An 18,138-nucleotide genomic window follows, 5' to 3' on the forward strand; every position below is an offset into this window, starting at 1 on the left:
TTATATATGACTATGAGTAAGAATGTATATACTCTTGAAGAAGTAGAGCAGCTGAAAGCCTGGTTCGACCAGACGGAACTTCCGGCTGAAATGCAGCTGGATAAGGCAGTCTACATACCCGATGTGAAAGAAACCGTACGCCGTCTGTTCTTGCAGGCTCATGTATGCTATGAGAACCCTCGTTTGCAGGGCTGCCTCCGTTTGCTGGAACGCATCAAGGCCCATTTGGAGGAAGAGAAAAAGAATTAGGATATGCCTAAAATTGCCGGCTTTCTTTCATATTTGCGAAAAAAATACGAAATTTGCACAGCAACGAAAAAGATTATTTCAATACACCTTTATAAATATAACAATTATGACAAAAAGTGCATTACAAATTGCAAGAGCTGCTTACCAGCCGAAATTGCCGAAAGCATTGAAGGGTGCGGTAGTAGCCAAGGAAGGCGAACCGACTCAGTCTGTAGCCGATCAGGAAGAAATCAAGAAACTGTTCCCGAACACTTACGGCATGCCGTTGATTCAGTTCGTGGAAGGTGAAGCTAAGGAATTTGCTCCGATGAACGTCGGCGTAATCTTGTCTGGTGGACAGGCTCCTGGTGGCCACAACGTCATCTCAGGTTTGTTCGACGGTATCAAGAAACTGAATCCGGCTAACAAACTCTACGGTTTCATCCTGGGTCCTGGCGGTTTGGTAGACCACAAATATATGGAACTGACAGCCGATATCATCGACGAATACCGTAACACTGGTGGTTTCGATATCATCGGTTCAGGACGTACAAAACTGGAAAAAGAAGACCAGTTTGAAAAAGGATACGAAATCCTGAAAGAACTGGGAATCAAGGCACTGGTAATCATCGGTGGTGACGACTCAAATACAAACGCTTGCGTTTTGGCTGAATACTATGCTGCCAAGAAGTACGGTATCCAGGTAATCGGTTGCCCGAAGACTATCGACGGTGACTTGAAGAACGAAATGATTGAAACTTCATTCGGTTTCGATACTGCCTGCAAGACTTACTCTGAAGTAATCGGTAACATCGAACGTGACTGTAACTCAGCTCGTAAATACTGGCACTTCATCAAACTGATGGGACGTTCTGCTTCTCACATCGCATTGGAATGTGCTTTGCAGACTCAGCCGAACATCTGTATCATTTCTGAAGAGGTAGAAGCCAAGAACTTGTCTTTGGATGACATCGTGACTCACATTGCACAGGTAGTTGCTGACCGTGCTGCTGCCGGCAACAACTTCGGTACAGTATTGATTCCGGAAGGTTTGATTGAATTCATCCCGGCTATGAAGCGTCTGATTGCAGAATTGAACGACTTCCTGGCTGTCAACGGTGAAGAATTCAACAGCATCAAGCGTTCTAAACAGCGTGAATACATCATCAGCAAGCTGTCTCCTGAAAACGCTGCTATCTATGCTTCTCTGCCGGAAGGTGTAGCTCGTCAGTTGTCACTCGACCGTGACCCGCACGGAAACGTTCAGGTTTCTTTGATTGAAACTGAAAAGCTGTTGTCTGAAATGGTAGCTAACAAGCTGGCTGCATGGAAAGAAGAAGGCAAGTTCGTAGGTAAGTTCGCTGCTCAGCACCACTTCTTCGGTTACGAAGGACGTTGCGCTGCTCCGTCTAACTTCGATGCTGACTACTGCTACTCTCTGGGTTACACAGCTTCTATGTTGATTGCCAACGGTAAGACTGGTTACATGTCTTCTGTACGCAATACAACCGCTCCTGCTGCAGAATGGATTGCAGGTGGTGTGCCTATCACTATGATGATGAACATGGAACGTCGTCACGGTGAAATGAAGCCGGTTATCCAGAAAGCACTGGTAAAACTGGATGGTGCTCCGTTCAAAGCATTCGCTGCTATGCGTGACACTTGGGCTAAGGAAACTGCTTACGTATATCCGGGTCCGATCCAGTACTTCGGTCCGTCTGAAGTATGCGACCAGCCTACTAAGACTTTGCAGTACGAACAGGCAAAATAAATTGAAAGTTGAGTTCCCATAAGGGAAGTTCAACTTTCACATATCATTTAGCGAAGAATCAGGGGACTTTATGAGTGCCGGATTCTTCGCTATTTGTTGAATCAATTTCTACCGCATGGCGGTACATCTTTAGACATTCTTCATAAACACATTGACGATGACCAAAAAATCACCCATTCTCGCGGTGAACGAAGCCGAAAAAAAAACTTCCCGCAAGCGTCCTACGGCAAGAAAAAACACAGGCCGGCGAACGACAGCTTCCCGCAAGCCGTCGGGAAGAACTCCGCGTGGGAAAAAGAAAATCCGTCGCTGGCAGATGCCTTCCTGGTGTTATTACCTGTTACTGGGGGGGATTGGGGCTTGTTTTGTCATCGTATTCTATTATTTCTTTATCCGTCCCTATGCCTACCGCTGGAAACCTTGCTACGGTTTGAAAGCCTACGGGGTATGTCTGCCTTACGGTTTTGAGGTACATGGTTTCGATGTGTCGCACCATCAGGGACAGATTGACTGGGCGGAACTTCAGAAAACACAGAATTCACCGTTTCCTGTACGTTTCGTATTCATGAAAGCCTCCGAGGGAGGTGATTTCAGCGACACCGCTTTCATTCATAATTTTGATGAGGCTCGCAAGCATGGGTTCATCCGCGGGGCTTATCATTTTTACAATCCCAAGACAGATGCTTCCCGCCAGGCCGATTTCTTTATTCGCTCCGTGAAACTGGAGTCGGGCGACCTGCCTCCGGTGCTCGATATCGAGGTGAGGGGAGAGAGCGAGAAGAAACTTCGCCACGACCTGAAAATCTGGCTGGATAAAATCGAACATTATTATCGGGTGAAACCGATTCTCTATACATCCTACAAGTTCAAGACCCGTTACCTGAACGACTCTGTCTTCAACTCCTATCCCTATTGGATTGCCCACTACTACGCCGACTCGGTGGAATACAAAGGGCAGTGGCGATTCTGGCAGCACACCGACGTGGGCCGTCTGCCGGGCATCCGCGAAGAGGTGGATTTGAACGTGTTCAACGGCACGCTCGACGAGCTGAAACGCATGACCATTCCCTGAGTACCGGAATCACAAGAGAGATACAAACAAAAAACCCTCCGCAGGTATCCTTTTCAGGACTCCCTGTGGAGGGTTCATTTTATATAATAGAAGATAAGGGAAAAATCCCGTAGACTTAGTTACGGAACTTCAATTCATCACCCTCGCGCTCTACGATAATCGGTTTCTCGCGGTTCACTTCCTGTGACAGGAGTTTCTTTGACAAATCGTTCAGCAAGTAGCGCTGGATGGCACGTTTAACCGGACGTGCACCGAATTCCGGATCGTAGCCGGCAGTAGCCAGGAAGTCGATGGCTTCGTCGCTCATCTGCAAGGTTACACCGTTGTCTTCCAGCATCTTCTGGATGCCTTTGATTTGCAAGCGGACAATCTGTTCGATTTGCGGCTTGTTCAACGGCTGGAACATGATGATTTCGTCGATACGGTTCAGGAACTCCGGACGGATGGTCTTCTTCAGCATGTTCATCACCTCTTTCTTGGTCTCGTCTACCACCTGGTCATGGTTCTGGTCGTTAATCTTCTCGAACTGACTCTGGATGTACGAGCTGCCCAAGTTGGAAGTCATGATGATGATGGTGTTCTTGAAGTTCACCGTACGTCCCTTGTTATCGGTCAGACGTCCATCGTCCAGTACTTGCAACAAGATGTTGAACACATCCGGATGCGCCTTCTCGATTTCATCGAACAAGACTACTGAATACGGTTTCCGACGTACGGCTTCAGTCAACTGACCCCCTTCATCGTAACCTACGTATCCCGGAGGGGCACCGATCAAACGTGACACGGTATGCTTTTCCTGATACTCACTCATATCGATACGCGTCATCAGCGATTCATCGTTGAACAGGTATTCTGCCAAGGCCTTGGCCAATTCGGTCTTACCGACACCGGTCGTACCCAAGAAGATGAACGAACCAATCGGACGTCTCGGGTCTTGCAGTCCGGCACGGCTACGACGTACGGCATCAGCCACAGCCTGGATGGCTTCATCCTGTCCGATAACCCGCTTGTGCAGTTCGTCTTCCAGGTGGAGCAGCTTTTCACGCTCGCTCTGCAACATACGGCTCACCGGTATACCCGTCCAGCGGGATACCACGTCGGCGATGTCTTCGGCCGTTACCTCTTCCTTGATCAAGGCGTTGTCGCCCTGTTTCTTCTTCAGGTCTTCCTGGATGGACTTGATTTCGTTCTCCAGTGCCTGCAGCTTTCCATAACGGATTTCGGCCACCTTTCCGTAGTCGCCTTCACGTTCTGCTTTATCAGCCTCGAACTTCAGTTGTTCGATTTCCTTCTTGTTCTGCTGAATCTTGTTCACCAGTTCCTTCTCACTCTGCCATTTGGCCTTGTAAGAAGTCTCCTGTTCCTTCAGTTCCGCAATCTCCTTGTTCAACTGAGCCAGTTTCGCCTCGTCCTTTTCCCGCTTGATAGCCTCGCGTTCAATTTCGAGCTGTTTCAACCGGCGTTCAATCTCATCCAGTTCTTCCGGCAGAGAGTCACGTTCCATACGCAGCTTGGCAGCTGCCTCATCCATCAGGTCAATGGCCTTATCCGGCAAGAAACGGTCAGTGATATACCGGCTGCTCAGTTCCACGGCCGCGATAATGGCTTCATCCTTGATACGCACCTGATGGTGGTTTTCGTAACGCTCCTTCAGTCCACGCAAGATGGAAATAGAGCTGGCCGTATCCGGTTCGTCTACCATGACGGTCTGGAAACGACGTTCCAACGCCTTATCCTTTTCGAAATACTTTTGGTATTCGTCGAGGGTAGTGGCACCGATGCTCCGCAGTTCCCCACGGGCCAAGGCCGGTTTCAGGATGTTGGCTGCATCCATGGCACCTTCGCCTTTTCCGGCACCCACCAAGGTGTGGATTTCATCGATGAAGAGGATGATGTTTCCATCGGATTTCTTCACTTCGTTGATGACCGATTTCAGACGTTCCTCAAATTCACCTTTGTATTTGGCACCTGCTACCAGCGCACCCATATCCAGTGAGAACAGCTGTTTGTTCTTCAAGTTCTCCGGCACATCGCCCCGAAGAATTCGCTGTGCCAGTCCCTCTACGATGGCCGTCTTACCGGTACCCGGTTCACCGATCAGAATCGGGTTGTTCTTCGTACGCCGGCTCAGAATCTGCAGCACCCGTCGGATTTCCTCGTCACGGCCGATGACCGGGTCGAGTTTTCCGCTTCGTGCAGCTTCTATCAGGTTAATGGCATATTTATTCAGTGATTGATACGTATCTTCGCTTGATTGTGAGGTCACATTCTGTCCCTGACGCAATTCCTGGATGGCAGCCCGCAATTCCTTGTCGGTCAGTCCTGCATCCTTCAGCATGGTAGACACCGTGCTTTTCACGTTCAGCAGTGCCAGCAACATGGCTTCAAGTGACACATATTCGTCGCCCAGTTCCTTGGATACCTCCACGGCTTTCTGCAACACTTCGTTGGCGTCACGGCTCAGGTAGGGTTCTCCTCCCGATACCTTCGGCAAGGAAGCAATCTGCCGGTCGAGTACGGTTTCTATCTGCTGGCCGTTTATGCCGAGTTTCTGGAAAATGAAGTTGGTTACATTTTCGCCCACCTTCAGCAAACCTGCCATCAAATGTTCCGGCTCGATGGCCTGCTGTCCGCGGTTCTGTACCAGATTTACCGCCTCCTGCACTGCCTCTTGCGATTTGATTGTAAAGTTGTTAAAGTTCATAAATGGTCTCCTTTCTCGTTCTTGTTGTTTTTCTTTTTCTTTGCCGGGAACCTCCCGCCTTGTGGTAGGCGGCTCACGACGCTTACCTTTATACAAATTCTTTGCCAGAAGCCATGCGGAAAGAAGACCTGCCGATTTGTCATTTTGGGCTCTTTTTTAACTGAAAATCTGTCAGTTATAGGGCGATATTTGTCAGCCTGGAAAACGCAAGTGCGTTTGGACTAAAACACAAGTACGTTTCATCCAAAACGCAAGTGCGTTTCAGGTAAAACGCTTCGACGTTTTGATTCAAACGCACTTGCGTTTTTGGAGGAGGGGAAAAGCTTTTCGGAATGCTACTGGGTTGTAGCTGAAATTGTGTATCTTTGTATCTGATTTCCTTTGTGATGGAAGATCGTGATATGTAGTCGACAAGGTGGATTGGATCTATCTGTCGATTCATGAAAGGAGCCTTAAAACATGATGACACATTCTATATACAGTTATTCGCTTTGCATCGCCTTGCCGCTGATGCTGTTTTTGGGATTTTATTTTCTGTTTGCTTCTACGCCGGAGAAGGCCATATTTGTCAATTACCTCCGTTCACGGCGGATAATGGGAGCAGCCCTGTTGTTGCTGGCTGCCAATTATGCCGTGCATTTCTTTTTTGAAATCCGTTTTTGGAATGTCCATGCGGCTATCTTAATGAATTTGTCTACCTATTTTCTATGTTACTGGCTCTTCAGTTCCGCATTGACCACGTTACTCGACCGCTTCTACATTACACGCCGCCGTTTCAGGGTACATGTGTGCCAGTGGCTGCTGTTCACGGCCTTGTCGGGCGTGGTGCTACTGACTTTTCCGGAAGGAGTAGCTCAGAAGGTGGGATTACTAAGCATGGGGGTCTGGCTGATGACGTATGGATTCATCCTGGCACGCCGTCTCATTTTGGCTTATCGCCGAGCGGTGCGTTTGTTTGATGACACCCATTCGGATGATATCGGTGCTTACATACGGTGGTTGTCGGTATTCACCTACTGTGCCGTAATTTTCGGAGTGGGGTGTAGTGTGCTGACTTTCCTTCCGGATGAGTATATCTATATCTGGGTACTCTCGTCTGTTCCTTTTTATATCTACCTCTATTGTGCCTACATGAACTATCTCCTGTTTTACGAACAGGTAGAGCAGGCTTTCGAGCAGGAAATGCCTTCGGAAGGGGAAACTCCGGAAGCGACGGCAGGAGGGGAGCTTCCTGCCTGCTATGCAGGTATTGAGGAAAAGCTGTCCGTATGGATAAAAGAGGGCGGCTATCTTACGAAGGGGCTGACGCTCAAGGAACTGTCGGATTTGTTGAAAACCAACCGTACTTATCTGTCCGCTTATATCAAGACGGCTTACCGCGCGTCGTTCCGAGAGTGGATTGCTGGGCTGCGGGTAGAATATGCCAAGGACCTACTGATTCAGCATCGGGAGTTGACGATTGCCGACGTGGCGGAAAGATCGGGTTTCCAGTCGGCCAGTCATTTCATACGTCTGTTCAAGGAACGGGAGAATTGTTCGCCGGCCCGGTGGCGGAAAAACCGTCTCTGAGGGAACCCATGCTTGTGAATTTTAAATAACGGGAGAGAGGTGGGCTCTCGGATATTTTTCGTACCTTTGTCTAAAGGCTTTTTATTGTGCATGTATGAAATGCCCAATGGGGATACAGAGTTTTGAATATAGACGGAAACACATTAACTAATTTATGGAAAAGAAAATACCCTTTGCTTCTGATGTAATTTTGATAGATGCTGCTTTTTTGGACCGCGTAGGCGGGGATATGGCGGCTCATTTTGCGCCCTTGGTGGGCCGTGAACTGCCTAAGGCCGACCTCGCGGTGCTACTGGAATGTTTGGCACTGGATGCCGGTCTGGAACCGGGGCAGCATGAAATACAGGTGATTTTTGTGTACGATGCGGCACATGACCGGATGAATTTCTGTACGCCTTCCGATTTGGAAAAGGAAATTCACGGCATGGCTTTCCAGAGCCGGCTGGGCGAGTTTTCACTGTATGCGTTCCAGACTTCAGGAATGGCTCGGCGAGAAGATTTGTTTTGTGAATCGTTGCAGTTGCTCATGGAGTCGAAAGATGCGCGTCGGGTGATGCTGGTGCCCGATGAGGGAGAATATGGCTCAGCCGTGGCAGAACTGGCAGAGAAGATGAAAGACAAGGAAAGTGTGGTGGTGTTCGGCATGAATCCTCCAGCACACGAGTGCAGTTACCGTTTTGAGATGCTCGGGTTTGCCGTACTTCAGTCGTTGGGCATCCGGGCAGAGGAACTTTAATCCGTGGAGTAGTCTATGTCTGATTTCCGTTTGAAAGCATTCTACAGTGTGGCCCGCAACCTCAGCTTTACCAAGGCTTCGCAGGAATTGTTCGTGAGCCAGCCGGCCGTGACCAAACATGTGCGCGAACTGGAAAGTCTCTACGGAGTGCGCCTGTTCGACCGAAAGGGGAACTCCATCTCGCTCACGGAGGCGGGGAAGTTGCTCATGGAGCATTGCGAACGTATTTTGGCCGATTACCGCAAGCTGGAGTACGACATGCATCAGCTGAACAACGAGTATGCGGGGGAACTGCGGCTGGGAGCGAGTACGACCATCTCGCAGTATGTGTTGCCACCTGTACTGGCTGCTTATACGGAACGTTATCCGCAGATGAGCGTGTCGCTCATGGATACCAACTCGCGCAACGTGGAGAAGGCGTTGCAGGAGCATACCATCGACGTGGGGATGGTGGAAGGGGTGTTCCGCCTGCCCAACCTGCGCTATGAACCGTTCTTGTGCGACGAGCTGGTACCGGTGGTGTGTCCGCGCGGACGCTGGGCCGGAAAAGAGGAACTGACATTGGACGAGTTTACCCGCGTGCCGCTGGTGCTTCGTGAGCGGGGCTCGGGCACGCTGGATGCCATTGAGATGGTATTGGCTGAGCAAGGATTGAAGCTCTCGTCACTGAACGTGCGGATGCACCTGGGCAGTACGGAGGGCATCAAGTCGTTCCTGCGGTGCAGTGACTGCATGGGCATCGTGTCGGTCTGCGCCTTGGGGCGGGAACTGAAGGAAGGCGACTTTCAGGTAATTGACATTGAAGGCTTGCAGTTCAAGCGGCATTTCTGTTTTGTATCGGCCCAGGGACAGGAGGCTGATACCGTATTGCATTTCATGCGCTTTGTCCGGCATTTCCTTGAGGGGAAGTAAGAGTCGGACGGGGCGCTTCTTTTTATTTCTTTCCAAATTCAGGATCAATTTTCAGCAGGGCGGTCACACCGAAAGTGGCCAGGGTGCAGACCATAATCCAGATGAAGAACAGCTGGTAGCCTAAGGTTTCTTGCATCCATCCGGCAATCATGCCTGGCAACATCATGCCCAAGGCCATGAAGGCCGTGCAGATGGCATAGTGCGAGGTCTTGTGCGAGCCGTTGGCAAAATAAATCAGGTAAAGCATGTAGGCCGTGAAGCCGAATCCGTAACCGAACTGTTCCACGAAGATGCAGCTGTTGATAAGGACAAGGCTGTCGGGCTGGACGTAGCTCAGGTACACGTAGACTAAGTCGGGCAGGGAGATGGCCCATACCATGGGCCAGAGCCAGTGGCGAAGTCCGTGGCGTGCTACGGCAATACCTCCTAAAATGCCGCCTAAGGTCAGTCCGACGATGCCGAGCGTACCTTGTGCAAAGCCGATTTGGGCGGTGGTCATGCCAAGTCCTCCTTGTTCCATGGGGTCGAGCAGGAACGGAATACCCATCTTGGCCAGCTGGGCTTCCGGCAGGCGGTAGAGCAGCATGAACAGAATGGCGGTGAGAGCCTGCTCTTTCTGAAAGAAGGAGCGGAAGGTAAGCAAGAAGTCGGTCAGGATACCTTTGGCGTTTTTCGGATGACTGGCTGAAGGACGGTCCTGATCGGGTCGTGGCAAGACGAAAGAATGGTAGAGCCATAGGGCCAGCAGACAGCCTGCTAAGGTGAAAAAGGTGATGCTCCAGGCATAGGAAGTGCGGCCGGTCATTTCTTCCAGCCGTCCGGCCAGCATGATGAGCAGACCTTGTCCGGCAATGGTGGCAAAGCGGTAGAAAGTGCTGCGGATGCCCACGAAGAAGGCTTGCTGGTGCGGAGTAAGTCCTAACATATAGAATCCGTCGGCGGCGATGTCGTGGGTGGCGGAGCTGAAGGCTACCAGCCAGAATACGGCCAGGGTGGTCTGGAAGAAATGGCTTGTAGGGATGGTGAAGGCGATGCCGGCCAATCCCGCTCCTAATAGCAACTGAGTGAGGACAATCCACCACCGTTTGGTGCGGAGCAGGTCGATAAACGGGCTCCACAAGGGTTTGATGACCCAGGGAAGGTTCAGCCAGCTGGTGTAGAGGGCTACCTCCGTGTTCGAGATACCCATCCGTTTGTACATCACCAGCGAGAGAATCATGACCGCTACGTAGGGCAGACCTTCGGCAAAGTAGAGTGAAGGTACCCAATACCAAGGAGAACGTGTATGCATGGCCGTCAGGATTTAGTATAACTTGCGGATTTCAGCTTCCCGATAATAATGCAGCAGAATCTGGTCGTAGGCATAGCCTTTTTCGCCCATCACGGCAGCGCCAATCTGGCAAAGGCCCACGCCGTGTCCCCATCCGGCACCGGTCAGTTCGAACCATTCCGGCACACCGTTTACCTCCGGTCCCTTGTCGACCACAAAGGCTGAGCTGAACAGGTGGGTGGGTGAGAGGGTCCGTCGTATTTCCAGCTCTTTTCCGATAATCATCGTTTTCAGGGTACCTACAATCTTCAGGCGGCTGATACGGCCCGACTTTCCGCGTTCCACCGGGATGAGGTCGAGGATTTCGCCGTAATTGCTTTTGGTATGAGTCACAATCAGCTCGGCCAGTTCCGCCTGCGTATATCTCACCTTCCAGCGATAGAAATCTTGTGTTTCCTGGTCGTAGTTGTTGAGAATCTGGGAGAGGATTTTCGGGTCGGTGGTGTGGCAGAACGATTCCGGTCGTTGGCGGATCCAGCGTTCGGCTTCCTCCTCCTTTGTCAGGTCGGGCAGCGGGGATTCGGTGTCCAGGTCGCGTACGGCACTAAGGTAAGGATATTTCTTGTCCTCCCAGCAGTAGTTGAATTCTTCGGTCACCCCGCCGCAGCATTTGGAGAAACGGGCATCGCAGATGGTGTGCTTGTACATGAGCACCTGGCCGCGGGTTTCCTTGACGGCTTCCACTACGCTCTGGTTCGATGCACGGGTGATACCTTGGTAGCGCTGGCAATGGTCATCGGCACAGACGTCGAAGATGGTATGGTCTTCGCGGTCGTACCAGCGAATATATTCTGTATCAGTTTTAAAGAAGGGGAAGAAGCCGCTTCCTTGTTTGCTGAGGGCTTTCCGCTTTTCAATCTGGGCCAGCAGCCAGCTCCTGGAAATCACGGCATGGGCTTTCAGAAACTCCAAGGAAGAGGTGGCACTCATCTCCGACGAAATGACGCTGGTCAGGTAGTCCTCAGCCGGAAGCTGGTTGATGGCCGTAATTTTTCCCTCGTCCACCACCAGTCGCAGGGTGCCTAAGAAGGTCTGTGTTTCCTGCCGTTCCCAATGGAAGTTGATGCCGATGGTCACGTCTTCAAGCGAGAAAGACGCATCGTCTTCCAGCGGGGTGAAGGTCAGTTCGCGGTATACGTTTCCGTTCCAAAAGATACCTCCTTCGTCGAAAGAGACATGCTGTTTGCCGGAGACGGTTTCCCCTTTGGCCAGGAACTTGGCATTGAGGGTGAAATGTATTTCAAGGGCATTGACAATGCCCACGTTGATTTCGGGTTCTTTCATGATGCTTAATGTGTTACTTCGTGATAGATTTGCCGCAGGGTGTCGGCGTTCAGTTTTTGGAAATCTTCTTCGCGGGCTGTCACCAGGATACCAGCCATGTCGAGGGCTCCGGGACTGACAAGCAGTTGGGCACCTCCCTCGGCGGTGTAGCATTGCGGACGGTGGGCCGTTCGCGGAATGTAGACCGTGACAAACCCGTAGCGGGAATCATTCCAAGCAAACAGGTTGTAGCGGGGCTCCATCTCTCCTTCGGGCAAGGGCAGGCTGCGCAGATAGTTCTCAATCAGTCGGGTGCCGGTACCCATTCCTCCCTGGGTAATGAAAGCACGTAAGGGGCAGATATAGCCCTCAATGTCGTAAGCGATACAGGATTTTCCATCCGGTAACGGTTCGAATCCTTTTTCTACGGCGGTGCCCATCAGCTTGTTCCATTGCTGGATGAGGGGGACATCTTTCTGGCGTACGGCCTGAAAATGGAAATGGTCGGGAGCAGAGGCTCCACATTTGGCTCCGTTGTAGAATACGGTGTAGCCGCTGGCGAAATGATTTTCCAGCCAGTCGACCAGTCGCTCGGGCAATCGGCGGGCGGTCTTGTCGGCTAAGGTCTGCCACTGGTGCCGTTCCGTAGAAATGGTGAGGTGACCCGGCAGGATGGGATAAGGGTTCAGACGAAGGCTGAAGGCTTCGTCCAGCATAATGCGGAGACTCTGCTGTTCTTCCGGCTTGTGGCTCAGACAGAGGAAACAGGGACGGGCCGCGATGGAAGCCTTGTCCACTTTGGCGCAGGTGGAAACGGCACGGGCCGGGTTGAACTGCACGGTGATCTCGTTACCATCCAATGGGAGGGTGTGGGTCTGCACGTGCTCCAAGGCTTCGTGGTTCTTACGGGCCAATGGCCAAGTGTCCAGCTGGTGGTGGATGAAGGCGTCTGCCGAAATCTCCGGTGACGCTTCTTCCCAGGAAAGTGGACGACGAAGCATGGCTTGCCGTTTGCGTATTTCCAGCGTACGTAGGCTGTCTTTATAGCTGTTGTTCTGGTTCTGTTTTTCGATGCTCAGGGCTGCGTCGGAGTTACCTTCCCAGCGGCGACACAGATAAAGCACGTCATAGATGCGGCCGATGCGGTATTTGCGGGAGAAAGCCAGTCCTAAGGCATAGTCTTCGCCGTAGCTGGTGTTCGGCACGCGGATTTCCCGCAGCAATGGTGTGAAGAAAGCACGCGGTGCCCCCAGTCCGTTGATGCGGAGGGCATTGTTGTGGCCGTTAGTGTCGGTCCACTCCTTGTGGTCGATGACGCCCGGCGGCAAGGTTTCCAGCTGGAAGTTGGTCATGCGGTACGAACCGATGACCATGGCGCAGCGTTCCCGGCGGAATTTGTCGACGATGGTCTGGAGGGTAGACGGACTGCTGTATAAGTCGTCACTGTCCAGTTGCACGGCGAAGCGTCCGCAGAGTGGATGATGCACACCTAAGTTCCAGCATCCACCGATACCCAGGTCGTCCCGTTCCGGAATGAGGTGGATTACCTTCTCATTGCCGGCATAGCGGTCGATGCACTCCGTAGTACCGTCGGTCGAATGGTTGTCGATGACAATCACATTGAAAGGGAAATCGGTCTCTTGTGTCAGTACGGAATCAATGGCATCGGCAATGGTGCGGATGCGGTTGCGTACGGGGATGATGACTGACGCCTCGTAGGCAAATTCCCCTTCCGTGGGGTCGATGTCCCGCTGTACCGGAGGTAGGAAAGCACCGATGTGCTTTAAATAATAGGTAAAGGCCGTTTCCCGTTCCAGTTGTACGCTCCGGTTGCGCGGGTCTACGTAGTCAAATTGTTTCTCGCCCGACTTGCGGGTATCTTCTTCAATTTCGGTATAAAGATACTCTCGGATATGGGTCAGTTCGTGCTGCTGGGAGAGGGCAAGTCGTACGGCATAGAGGGCCGAGTAACGGTACTCCGGCTGGTGGGTGATACATTCAAAGGCTTCCTGCAAGGCCGCCGTCTTGAAAAGCAGCACCGAGCCGAAGTCGAAATCATCACGCACGCTTCCCGGCTGATAGTCGATGACCGGATGAGGCTGCCGTACTCCGTTGACTACCTGATAATGGTCGGCATAGACCATGCCGGTTTCCAGGGCGCACAGGTAGTCGCACATGCGTTCCAGCGCCATGTAACCCATGTCCAGTGCCTGCGTCTTGGTATAGATGAGCAGGTAAGGCGTGTGCGTCAGCGACAGCATCTGCCGGATGCCGTCGGTCTGCTGGAACGAGAAATAGGGGAGGATGCGGCATTTGTCGGTAGGGGCACAGGCCTTCTCCGGGTGGTCGGTTAGTAGGAATATCTGGTCTGTCCGGGAACTGGCACTTAGTCCCTCAATGGTCTTATTTTGTTGGTTATCACCTTCGTAAGGAAGGAAACAAGTCACTAGATTATTCATATTTAATACATTTATACGGACAAAGATAGGGAATATATCTTATTTTTTCCCTAACTTTGTACGCTAAATGTGTAGAATATAAGAGAATTATGATAACAAAAACTCCTTTATTGGGGAAAACACTGAACGAATTGAAAGTGATTGTGCAGGATTTGGGAATGCCCAAGTTCACGGCCGGACAGATTGCTTCGTGGTTGTACGACAAGAAAGTGCGTTCAATTGACGAGATGACCAACCTCTCGTTGAAGAACCGGGAGCGGTTGATGGAGAACTACGAAGTGGGAGCCAGTGCACCGGTGCATGAGATGCGTTCGGTAGATGGAACAGTGAAGTATCTGTTCTGCACGCCCGAAGGTGATTACATTGAATCCGTATATATTCCCGACGAAGACCGGGCCACGCTTTGTGTTTCTTCACAAGTGGGATGCAAGATGAATTGTAAGTTTTGTATGACCGGGAAACAGGGATATACCACCAGTCTGACCGCGGCACAGATTCTGAACCAGATTTATTCGGTGCCCGAACGGGATACCCTGACCAATGTGGTGTTCATGGGCATGGGAGAGCCGTTTGACAACCTCGATGAGGTGCTGCGTGCGTTGGAAATCCTGACGGCCGATTATGGCTACAAATGGAGTCCGAAACGTATTACCGTATCGTCTGTCGGACTTCGGAAAGGTTTGGAACGTTTCTTGCAGGAGAGTGACTGCCACTTGGCCATCAGTCTGCATTCACCGTTTCCTGCCCAGCGCCGGGAACTGATGCCGGCCGAGAAGGCTTTCTCCATCACGGAAATCGTGGACATCCTCCGCAAGTATGATTTCAGTAAGCAACGCCGCCTGTCTTTTGAATACATCGTGTTCAAGGGAGTGAACGACAGCTTGATTTACGCCAAAGAACTGGTCAAGCTGTTGCGGGGACTCGATTGCCGGATGAACCTGATTCGTTTCCATGCTATCCCGAATGTAGATTTGGAGGGAGTTGACATGGAATCGATGATTGCGTTCCGTGACTATTTGACCCAGCATGGATTGTTTGCTACCATCCGTGCTTCTCGTGGAGAAGATATCTTTGCCGCTTGCGGTATGCTGTCTACTGCCCAGCAGCAGGCAGAGAAAAAAGAAAAAGAAAATGAAACCATTTAATACCAGAATATCATGAAGCGAGTAACTTATTATCTTGGGATAGCCTTGGCAGTGCTGTCATTTGCTTCCTGCCGTAATGGTGGAAAGAGTATCATCACTCCGGTGTCCAGCGGACGCCCTTACGAAGTAATGGTGGTAGCCGACGACAAATGTTGGATGAGTCCGGACAGTGCCCTCTTCCACGTGTTGGACACCGATGTGCCGGGATTGCCACAGTCGGAACGCTCGTTCCGTATTTCGCGTGTGCGTCCGGATGCGTTTAACCGGTCGGTCCGTCTTTTCCGCAACATCATCATTGTGGATATTCAGGACATCTACACGCAGCCCAAATTCAAATATACCCGTGATGCCTATTCTTCTCCACAGATGATTATGACCATCCAGGCACCCAATCAGCAGGAATTTGCCGATTATGTATCGAAGAACGGACAGGTGATTATCGATTTCTTCACCCGTGCTGAAATGAACCGTCAGGTCAAACTGTTGGAAAAGAAGCACAGTGAACTGATTTCTACGAAGGTGAAGAGTCTGTTCGACTGCGACATCTGGATGCCGGTGGAACTGGAATCGTATAAGGTAGGAAAGGACTTTCTTTGGGCTTCCAGCAACCTGAATGACCTGAACTTCGTGATGTATTCTTATCCGTTCCGTGATAAGAACACCTTTACCAAGGAGTATTTCATTCACAAGCGCGACTCTGTCATGAAAGTGAACCTTCCGGGCGAGCGTGAAGGCATGTATATGGAAACATCCGATTCCATCTTCCTTACCACTCGCAATATTGCTGTGAAAGGAGATTATGCGTTTGAAGCTCGCGGATTGTGGGATATGAAGAATGATGCCATGGGCGGTCCGTTCGTATCTCATGTACGCGTAGACCGTGAGCATGCCCGCGTCATTGTAGTGGAAGGGTTTGTTTATAACCCGGGCAAGCTGAAACGCGACCAAATCCGTAAACTGAATGCGGCGCTTTATACCTTGCAGCTCCCGTCGGAAAAAGAAGTGTCGGAGATTCCGGTAGACAATACCATTTCGGAAGAAAAAGTGAACAAAGAAGAAGCTGAACAGAACAAGCAATAAATATGGAAAATCGTAAAATTAGAGTGGGTATCACTCATGGAGATATAAATGGGGTTGGTTATGAGGTGATTTTGAAAACCTTCTCCGATCCTACCATGCTGGAATTGTGTACGCCGGTTATCTACGGTTCGCCGAAGGTGGCTGCCTATCATCGCAAAGCCATGGAAATACCGACCAACTTCAGCATCGTAAACACGGCAGAAGATGCACAGGACGGAAGAGTAAACGTAGTGAACTGCATTGAAGAAGAATTGAAGGTGGAGCTTTCCAAACCGACGCCTGAAGCAGGAAAGGCAGCCTTGACAGCGTTGGAAAGAGCACTGACTGACTATCGTGACGGCTTGTTCGATGTATTGGTCACGGCTCCCATCAATAAGCATACCATTCAGTCGGAGACTTTCCACTTTCCCGGTCATACAGAATATATTGAGGAACGGGTGGGCGACGGACAGAAGGCTCTTATGATTCTGTTGAAAGGTGATTTCCGTGTGGCACTGGTCACCGGACATGTGCCGGTGCGAGACATTCCCGGTATGTTGACCAAGGAACTGATTATGGAAAAGATGGAAATCTTCCACCAGTCACTGAAGAAAGATTTCGGCATCGACAATCCGCGTATCGCCGTCTTCTCCTTGAATCCGCATGCGGGCGACAACGGTTTGCTGGGTACGGAAGAGCAGGAGATTATCATTCCGGCCATGAAGGAAATGATTGCCAAGGGCGTGCAGTGCTTCGGGCCTTATCCAGCAGATGGCTTCATGGGTTCCGGCAACTATACCCACTTTGACGGTATTCTGGCCATGTATCACGACCAGGGACTGGCTCCGTTCAAGGCGCTGGCCATGGATGAGGGAGTGAACTTCACTGCGGGGCTGCCCATCGTACGTACTTCACCGGCTCACGGTACGGCGTACGACATTGCCGGAAAAGGAATTGCTTCGGAAGATTCGTTCCGTCAGGCAGTGTACGTGGCTATGGATGTGTTCCGCAACCGTGCCTGGGAGAAAGAAATCAGTGCACGCCCGTTGCGCAAGCAGTATTATGAGAAACGTGATGATAGTGATAAACTGAAATTAGATAGCGTAGAAGAAGAATAACATGAAGTTTGCAATCATATCAGCCGGGGAGGGGTCCCGGTTGTCACAAGAAGGAGTTCAGTTGCCCAAGCCTTTGGTGCAACTGAACGGTGTGGCCATGATTGACCGCCTGATACACATCTTCGCACAGAACGGAGCGGAGGAAGTGGTCGTCATCATCAACAACGAGGTACCCCTTACAAAGGCTCATTTGCATGAATTGGAAAAGACATCGGAAGTACCTTTGCGGGTAGTGGTCAAGACTACTCCGAGTTCCATGCATAGTTTCTATGAACTGAGTCGTTACCTGAAAGACGACCGTTTCTGTCTGACTACTGTCGACACCATTTTCCGGGAAGAAGAGTTCGCCCGTTTCATTGAAGCCTTCAAGGCTTTTGACGGCGACGGCATGATGGCTGTAACCGATTATATCGACGACGAGAAACCCTTGTACATCGGTACGGATGCGGCCAATCGCATTACCGGGTTCTACGACAGTCTGCAGCCCGACACCCGTTACATTTCGGGCGGAATTTATTGTTTGTCTCCTAAGTCGATTGTGACGTTGGAGAAATGCATGGCGCAAGGCATGTCACGTATGCGCAATTTTCAGCGCCAGTTGGTAGCTGACGGCTTGCGGCTTAAAGCTTATCCATTTTCTAAAATTCTGGATGTAGACCATGCGGACGACATCGTAAAAGCAGAGGCTTTTCTAAACGGACAAGACTAACGAAAAGAGAACGAGAGAGTAAGTAACTAAACCTGATTTTTTGCGAAAAATCTAGAATCAAAA

General features: G+C 50.8%; 14 protein-coding genes. 10 read left to right on the forward strand and 4 right to left on the reverse strand.

Features of this window, described 5'->3' with window-relative positions:
- Positions 1 to 12: 12 nt before the first annotated feature.
- From H6A28_RS12260 to H6A28_RS12270, 3 genes are all read left to right on the forward strand, one after another.
- Positions 13 to 249 (forward strand): DUF6965 family protein, encoded by a 237-nt coding sequence (locus H6A28_RS12260; RefSeq protein WP_204480618.1) that lies wholly within the window; start codon positions 13 to 15, stop codon positions 247 to 249.
- Positions 250 to 355: 106 nt separating this feature from the next.
- The gene (locus H6A28_RS12265) at positions 356 to 1,999 is read left to right on the forward strand and encodes a diphosphate--fructose-6-phosphate 1-phosphotransferase (protein ID WP_204480620.1); all 1,644 of its coding nucleotides are present in this window, start codon (positions 356 to 358) and stop codon (positions 1,997 to 1,999) included.
- Between the two features lie 157 nt (positions 2,000 to 2,156).
- The gene (locus H6A28_RS12270; protein WP_204480622.1) at positions 2,157 to 3,071 is read left to right on the forward strand and encodes a glycoside hydrolase family 25 protein; all 915 of its coding nucleotides are present in this window, start codon (positions 2,157 to 2,159) and stop codon (positions 3,069 to 3,071) included.
- 115 nt (positions 3,072 to 3,186) lie between these two features.
- Here H6A28_RS12270 and clpB read toward each other — a convergent pair whose 3' ends face one another.
- Entirely contained in the window at positions 3,187 to 5,775 is a 2,589-nt protein-coding gene (clpB, locus tag H6A28_RS12275) for an ATP-dependent chaperone ClpB (protein ID WP_204480624.1), read from the reverse strand.
- A gap of 462 nt (positions 5,776 to 6,237) precedes the next feature.
- On the opposite strand from clpB, the gene H6A28_RS12280 reads away from it, so the two are divergent.
- From H6A28_RS12280 to H6A28_RS12290, 3 genes are all read left to right on the forward strand, one after another.
- Positions 6,238 to 7,344, forward strand: coding sequence for an AraC family transcriptional regulator (locus tag H6A28_RS12280; RefSeq protein WP_204480645.1), 1,107 nt, complete (start codon positions 6,238 to 6,240; stop codon positions 7,342 to 7,344).
- Between the two features lie 154 nt (positions 7,345 to 7,498).
- Positions 7,499 to 8,080 (forward strand): DUF6621 family protein, encoded by a 582-nt coding sequence (locus H6A28_RS12285; RefSeq protein ID WP_204476382.1) that lies wholly within the window; start codon positions 7,499 to 7,501, stop codon positions 8,078 to 8,080.
- A 15-nt stretch (positions 8,081 to 8,095) separates the two neighbouring features.
- Positions 8,096 to 8,992, forward strand: a complete 897-nt coding sequence (locus H6A28_RS12290) for a LysR family transcriptional regulator (RefSeq protein ID WP_204476383.1) — start codon at positions 8,096 to 8,098, stop codon at positions 8,990 to 8,992.
- Positions 8,993 to 9,014: 22 nt separating this feature from the next.
- On the opposite strand, the gene H6A28_RS12295 is transcribed toward H6A28_RS12290, so the two are convergent.
- From H6A28_RS12295 to H6A28_RS12305, 3 genes are read right to left on the reverse strand one after another with little or no spacing between them, the layout of a single operon-like run.
- Complete coding sequence (locus tag H6A28_RS12295) at positions 9,015 to 10,283, reverse strand: MFS transporter (protein ID WP_430622441.1); 1,269 nt, start codon at positions 10,281 to 10,283, stop codon at positions 9,015 to 9,017.
- A gap of 12 nt (positions 10,284 to 10,295) precedes the next feature.
- On the reverse strand, positions 10,296 to 11,606 hold the full coding sequence (locus H6A28_RS12300; protein WP_204480626.1) for a SpoIID/LytB domain-containing protein: 1,311 nt from the start codon (positions 11,604 to 11,606) through the stop codon (positions 10,296 to 10,298).
- 5 nt (positions 11,607 to 11,611) lie between these two features.
- Positions 11,612 to 14,044 carry a DUF4922 domain-containing protein gene (locus tag H6A28_RS12305; RefSeq protein ID WP_204480628.1) on the reverse strand — a complete coding sequence of 811 codons (2,433 nt, stop codon included), beginning with the start codon at positions 14,042 to 14,044 and terminating at the stop codon, positions 11,612 to 11,614.
- A gap of 89 nt (positions 14,045 to 14,133) precedes the next feature.
- On the opposite strand from H6A28_RS12305, the gene rlmN reads away from it, so the two are divergent.
- Genes rlmN through H6A28_RS12325 form a run of 4 tightly spaced genes read left to right on the forward strand, consistent with a single transcriptional unit; the run spans position 14,134 to position 18,075 of the window.
- On the forward strand, positions 14,134 to 15,189 hold the full coding sequence (gene rlmN / locus H6A28_RS12310) for a 23S rRNA (adenine(2503)-C(2))-methyltransferase RlmN (protein WP_239465354.1): 1,056 nt from the start codon (positions 14,134 to 14,136) through the stop codon (positions 15,187 to 15,189).
- A 12-nt stretch (positions 15,190 to 15,201) separates the two neighbouring features.
- On the forward strand, positions 15,202 to 16,269 hold the full coding sequence (locus H6A28_RS12315; RefSeq protein ID WP_204476386.1) for a DUF4837 family protein: 1,068 nt from the start codon (positions 15,202 to 15,204) through the stop codon (positions 16,267 to 16,269).
- 2 nt (positions 16,270 to 16,271) lie between these two features.
- Positions 16,272 to 17,366 carry a 4-hydroxythreonine-4-phosphate dehydrogenase PdxA gene (pdxA, locus tag H6A28_RS12320; RefSeq protein ID WP_204480630.1) on the forward strand — a complete coding sequence of 365 codons (1,095 nt, stop codon included), beginning with the start codon at positions 16,272 to 16,274 and terminating at the stop codon, positions 17,364 to 17,366.
- 1 nt (position 17,367) lies between these two features.
- Positions 17,368 to 18,075: a nucleotidyltransferase family protein gene (locus H6A28_RS12325; protein ID WP_204476388.1), complete on the forward strand. Its 708-nt coding sequence runs from the start codon at positions 17,368 to 17,370 to the stop codon at positions 18,073 to 18,075.
- Positions 18,076 to 18,138 lie beyond the last annotated feature (63 nt).

This window comes from Bacteroides mediterraneensis, assembly GCF_016900355.1.
GTDB lineage: Bacteria > Bacteroidota > Bacteroidia > Bacteroidales > Bacteroidaceae > Phocaeicola.

Coding starts and splice junctions, on each gene's coding strand:
- H6A28_RS12260 (WP_204480618.1), top strand. CDS start 13: ATGAGTAAGAATGTATATACTCTTGAAGAAGTAGAGCAGCTGAAAGCC.
- H6A28_RS12265 (WP_204480620.1), top strand. CDS start 356: ATGACAAAAAGTGCATTACAAATTGCAAGAGCTGCTTACCAGCCGAAA.
- H6A28_RS12270 (WP_204480622.1), top strand. CDS start 2,157: ATGACCAAAAAATCACCCATTCTCGCGGTGAACGAAGCCGAAAAAAAA.
- clpB (WP_204480624.1), bottom strand. CDS start 5,775: ATGAACTTTAACAACTTTACAATCAAATCGCAAGAGGCAGTGCAGGAG.
- H6A28_RS12280 (WP_204480645.1), top strand. CDS start 6,238: ATGACACATTCTATATACAGTTATTCGCTTTGCATCGCCTTGCCGCTG.
- H6A28_RS12285 (WP_204476382.1), top strand. CDS start 7,499: ATGGAAAAGAAAATACCCTTTGCTTCTGATGTAATTTTGATAGATGCT.
- H6A28_RS12290 (WP_204476383.1), top strand. CDS start 8,096: ATGTCTGATTTCCGTTTGAAAGCATTCTACAGTGTGGCCCGCAACCTC.
- H6A28_RS12295 (WP_430622441.1), bottom strand. CDS start 10,283: ATGCATACACGTTCTCCTTGGTATTGGGTACCTTCACTCTACTTTGCC.
- H6A28_RS12300 (WP_204480626.1), bottom strand. CDS start 11,606: ATGAAAGAACCCGAAATCAACGTGGGCATTGTCAATGCCCTTGAAATA.
- H6A28_RS12305 (WP_204480628.1), bottom strand. CDS start 14,044: ATGAATAATCTAGTGACTTGTTTCCTTCCTTACGAAGGTGATAACCAA.
- rlmN (WP_239465354.1), top strand. CDS start 14,134: ATGATAACAAAAACTCCTTTATTGGGGAAAACACTGAACGAATTGAAA.
- H6A28_RS12315 (WP_204476386.1), top strand. CDS start 15,202: ATGAAGCGAGTAACTTATTATCTTGGGATAGCCTTGGCAGTGCTGTCA.
- pdxA (WP_204480630.1), top strand. CDS start 16,272: ATGGAAAATCGTAAAATTAGAGTGGGTATCACTCATGGAGATATAAAT.
- H6A28_RS12325 (WP_204476388.1), top strand. CDS start 17,368: ATGAAGTTTGCAATCATATCAGCCGGGGAGGGGTCCCGGTTGTCACAA.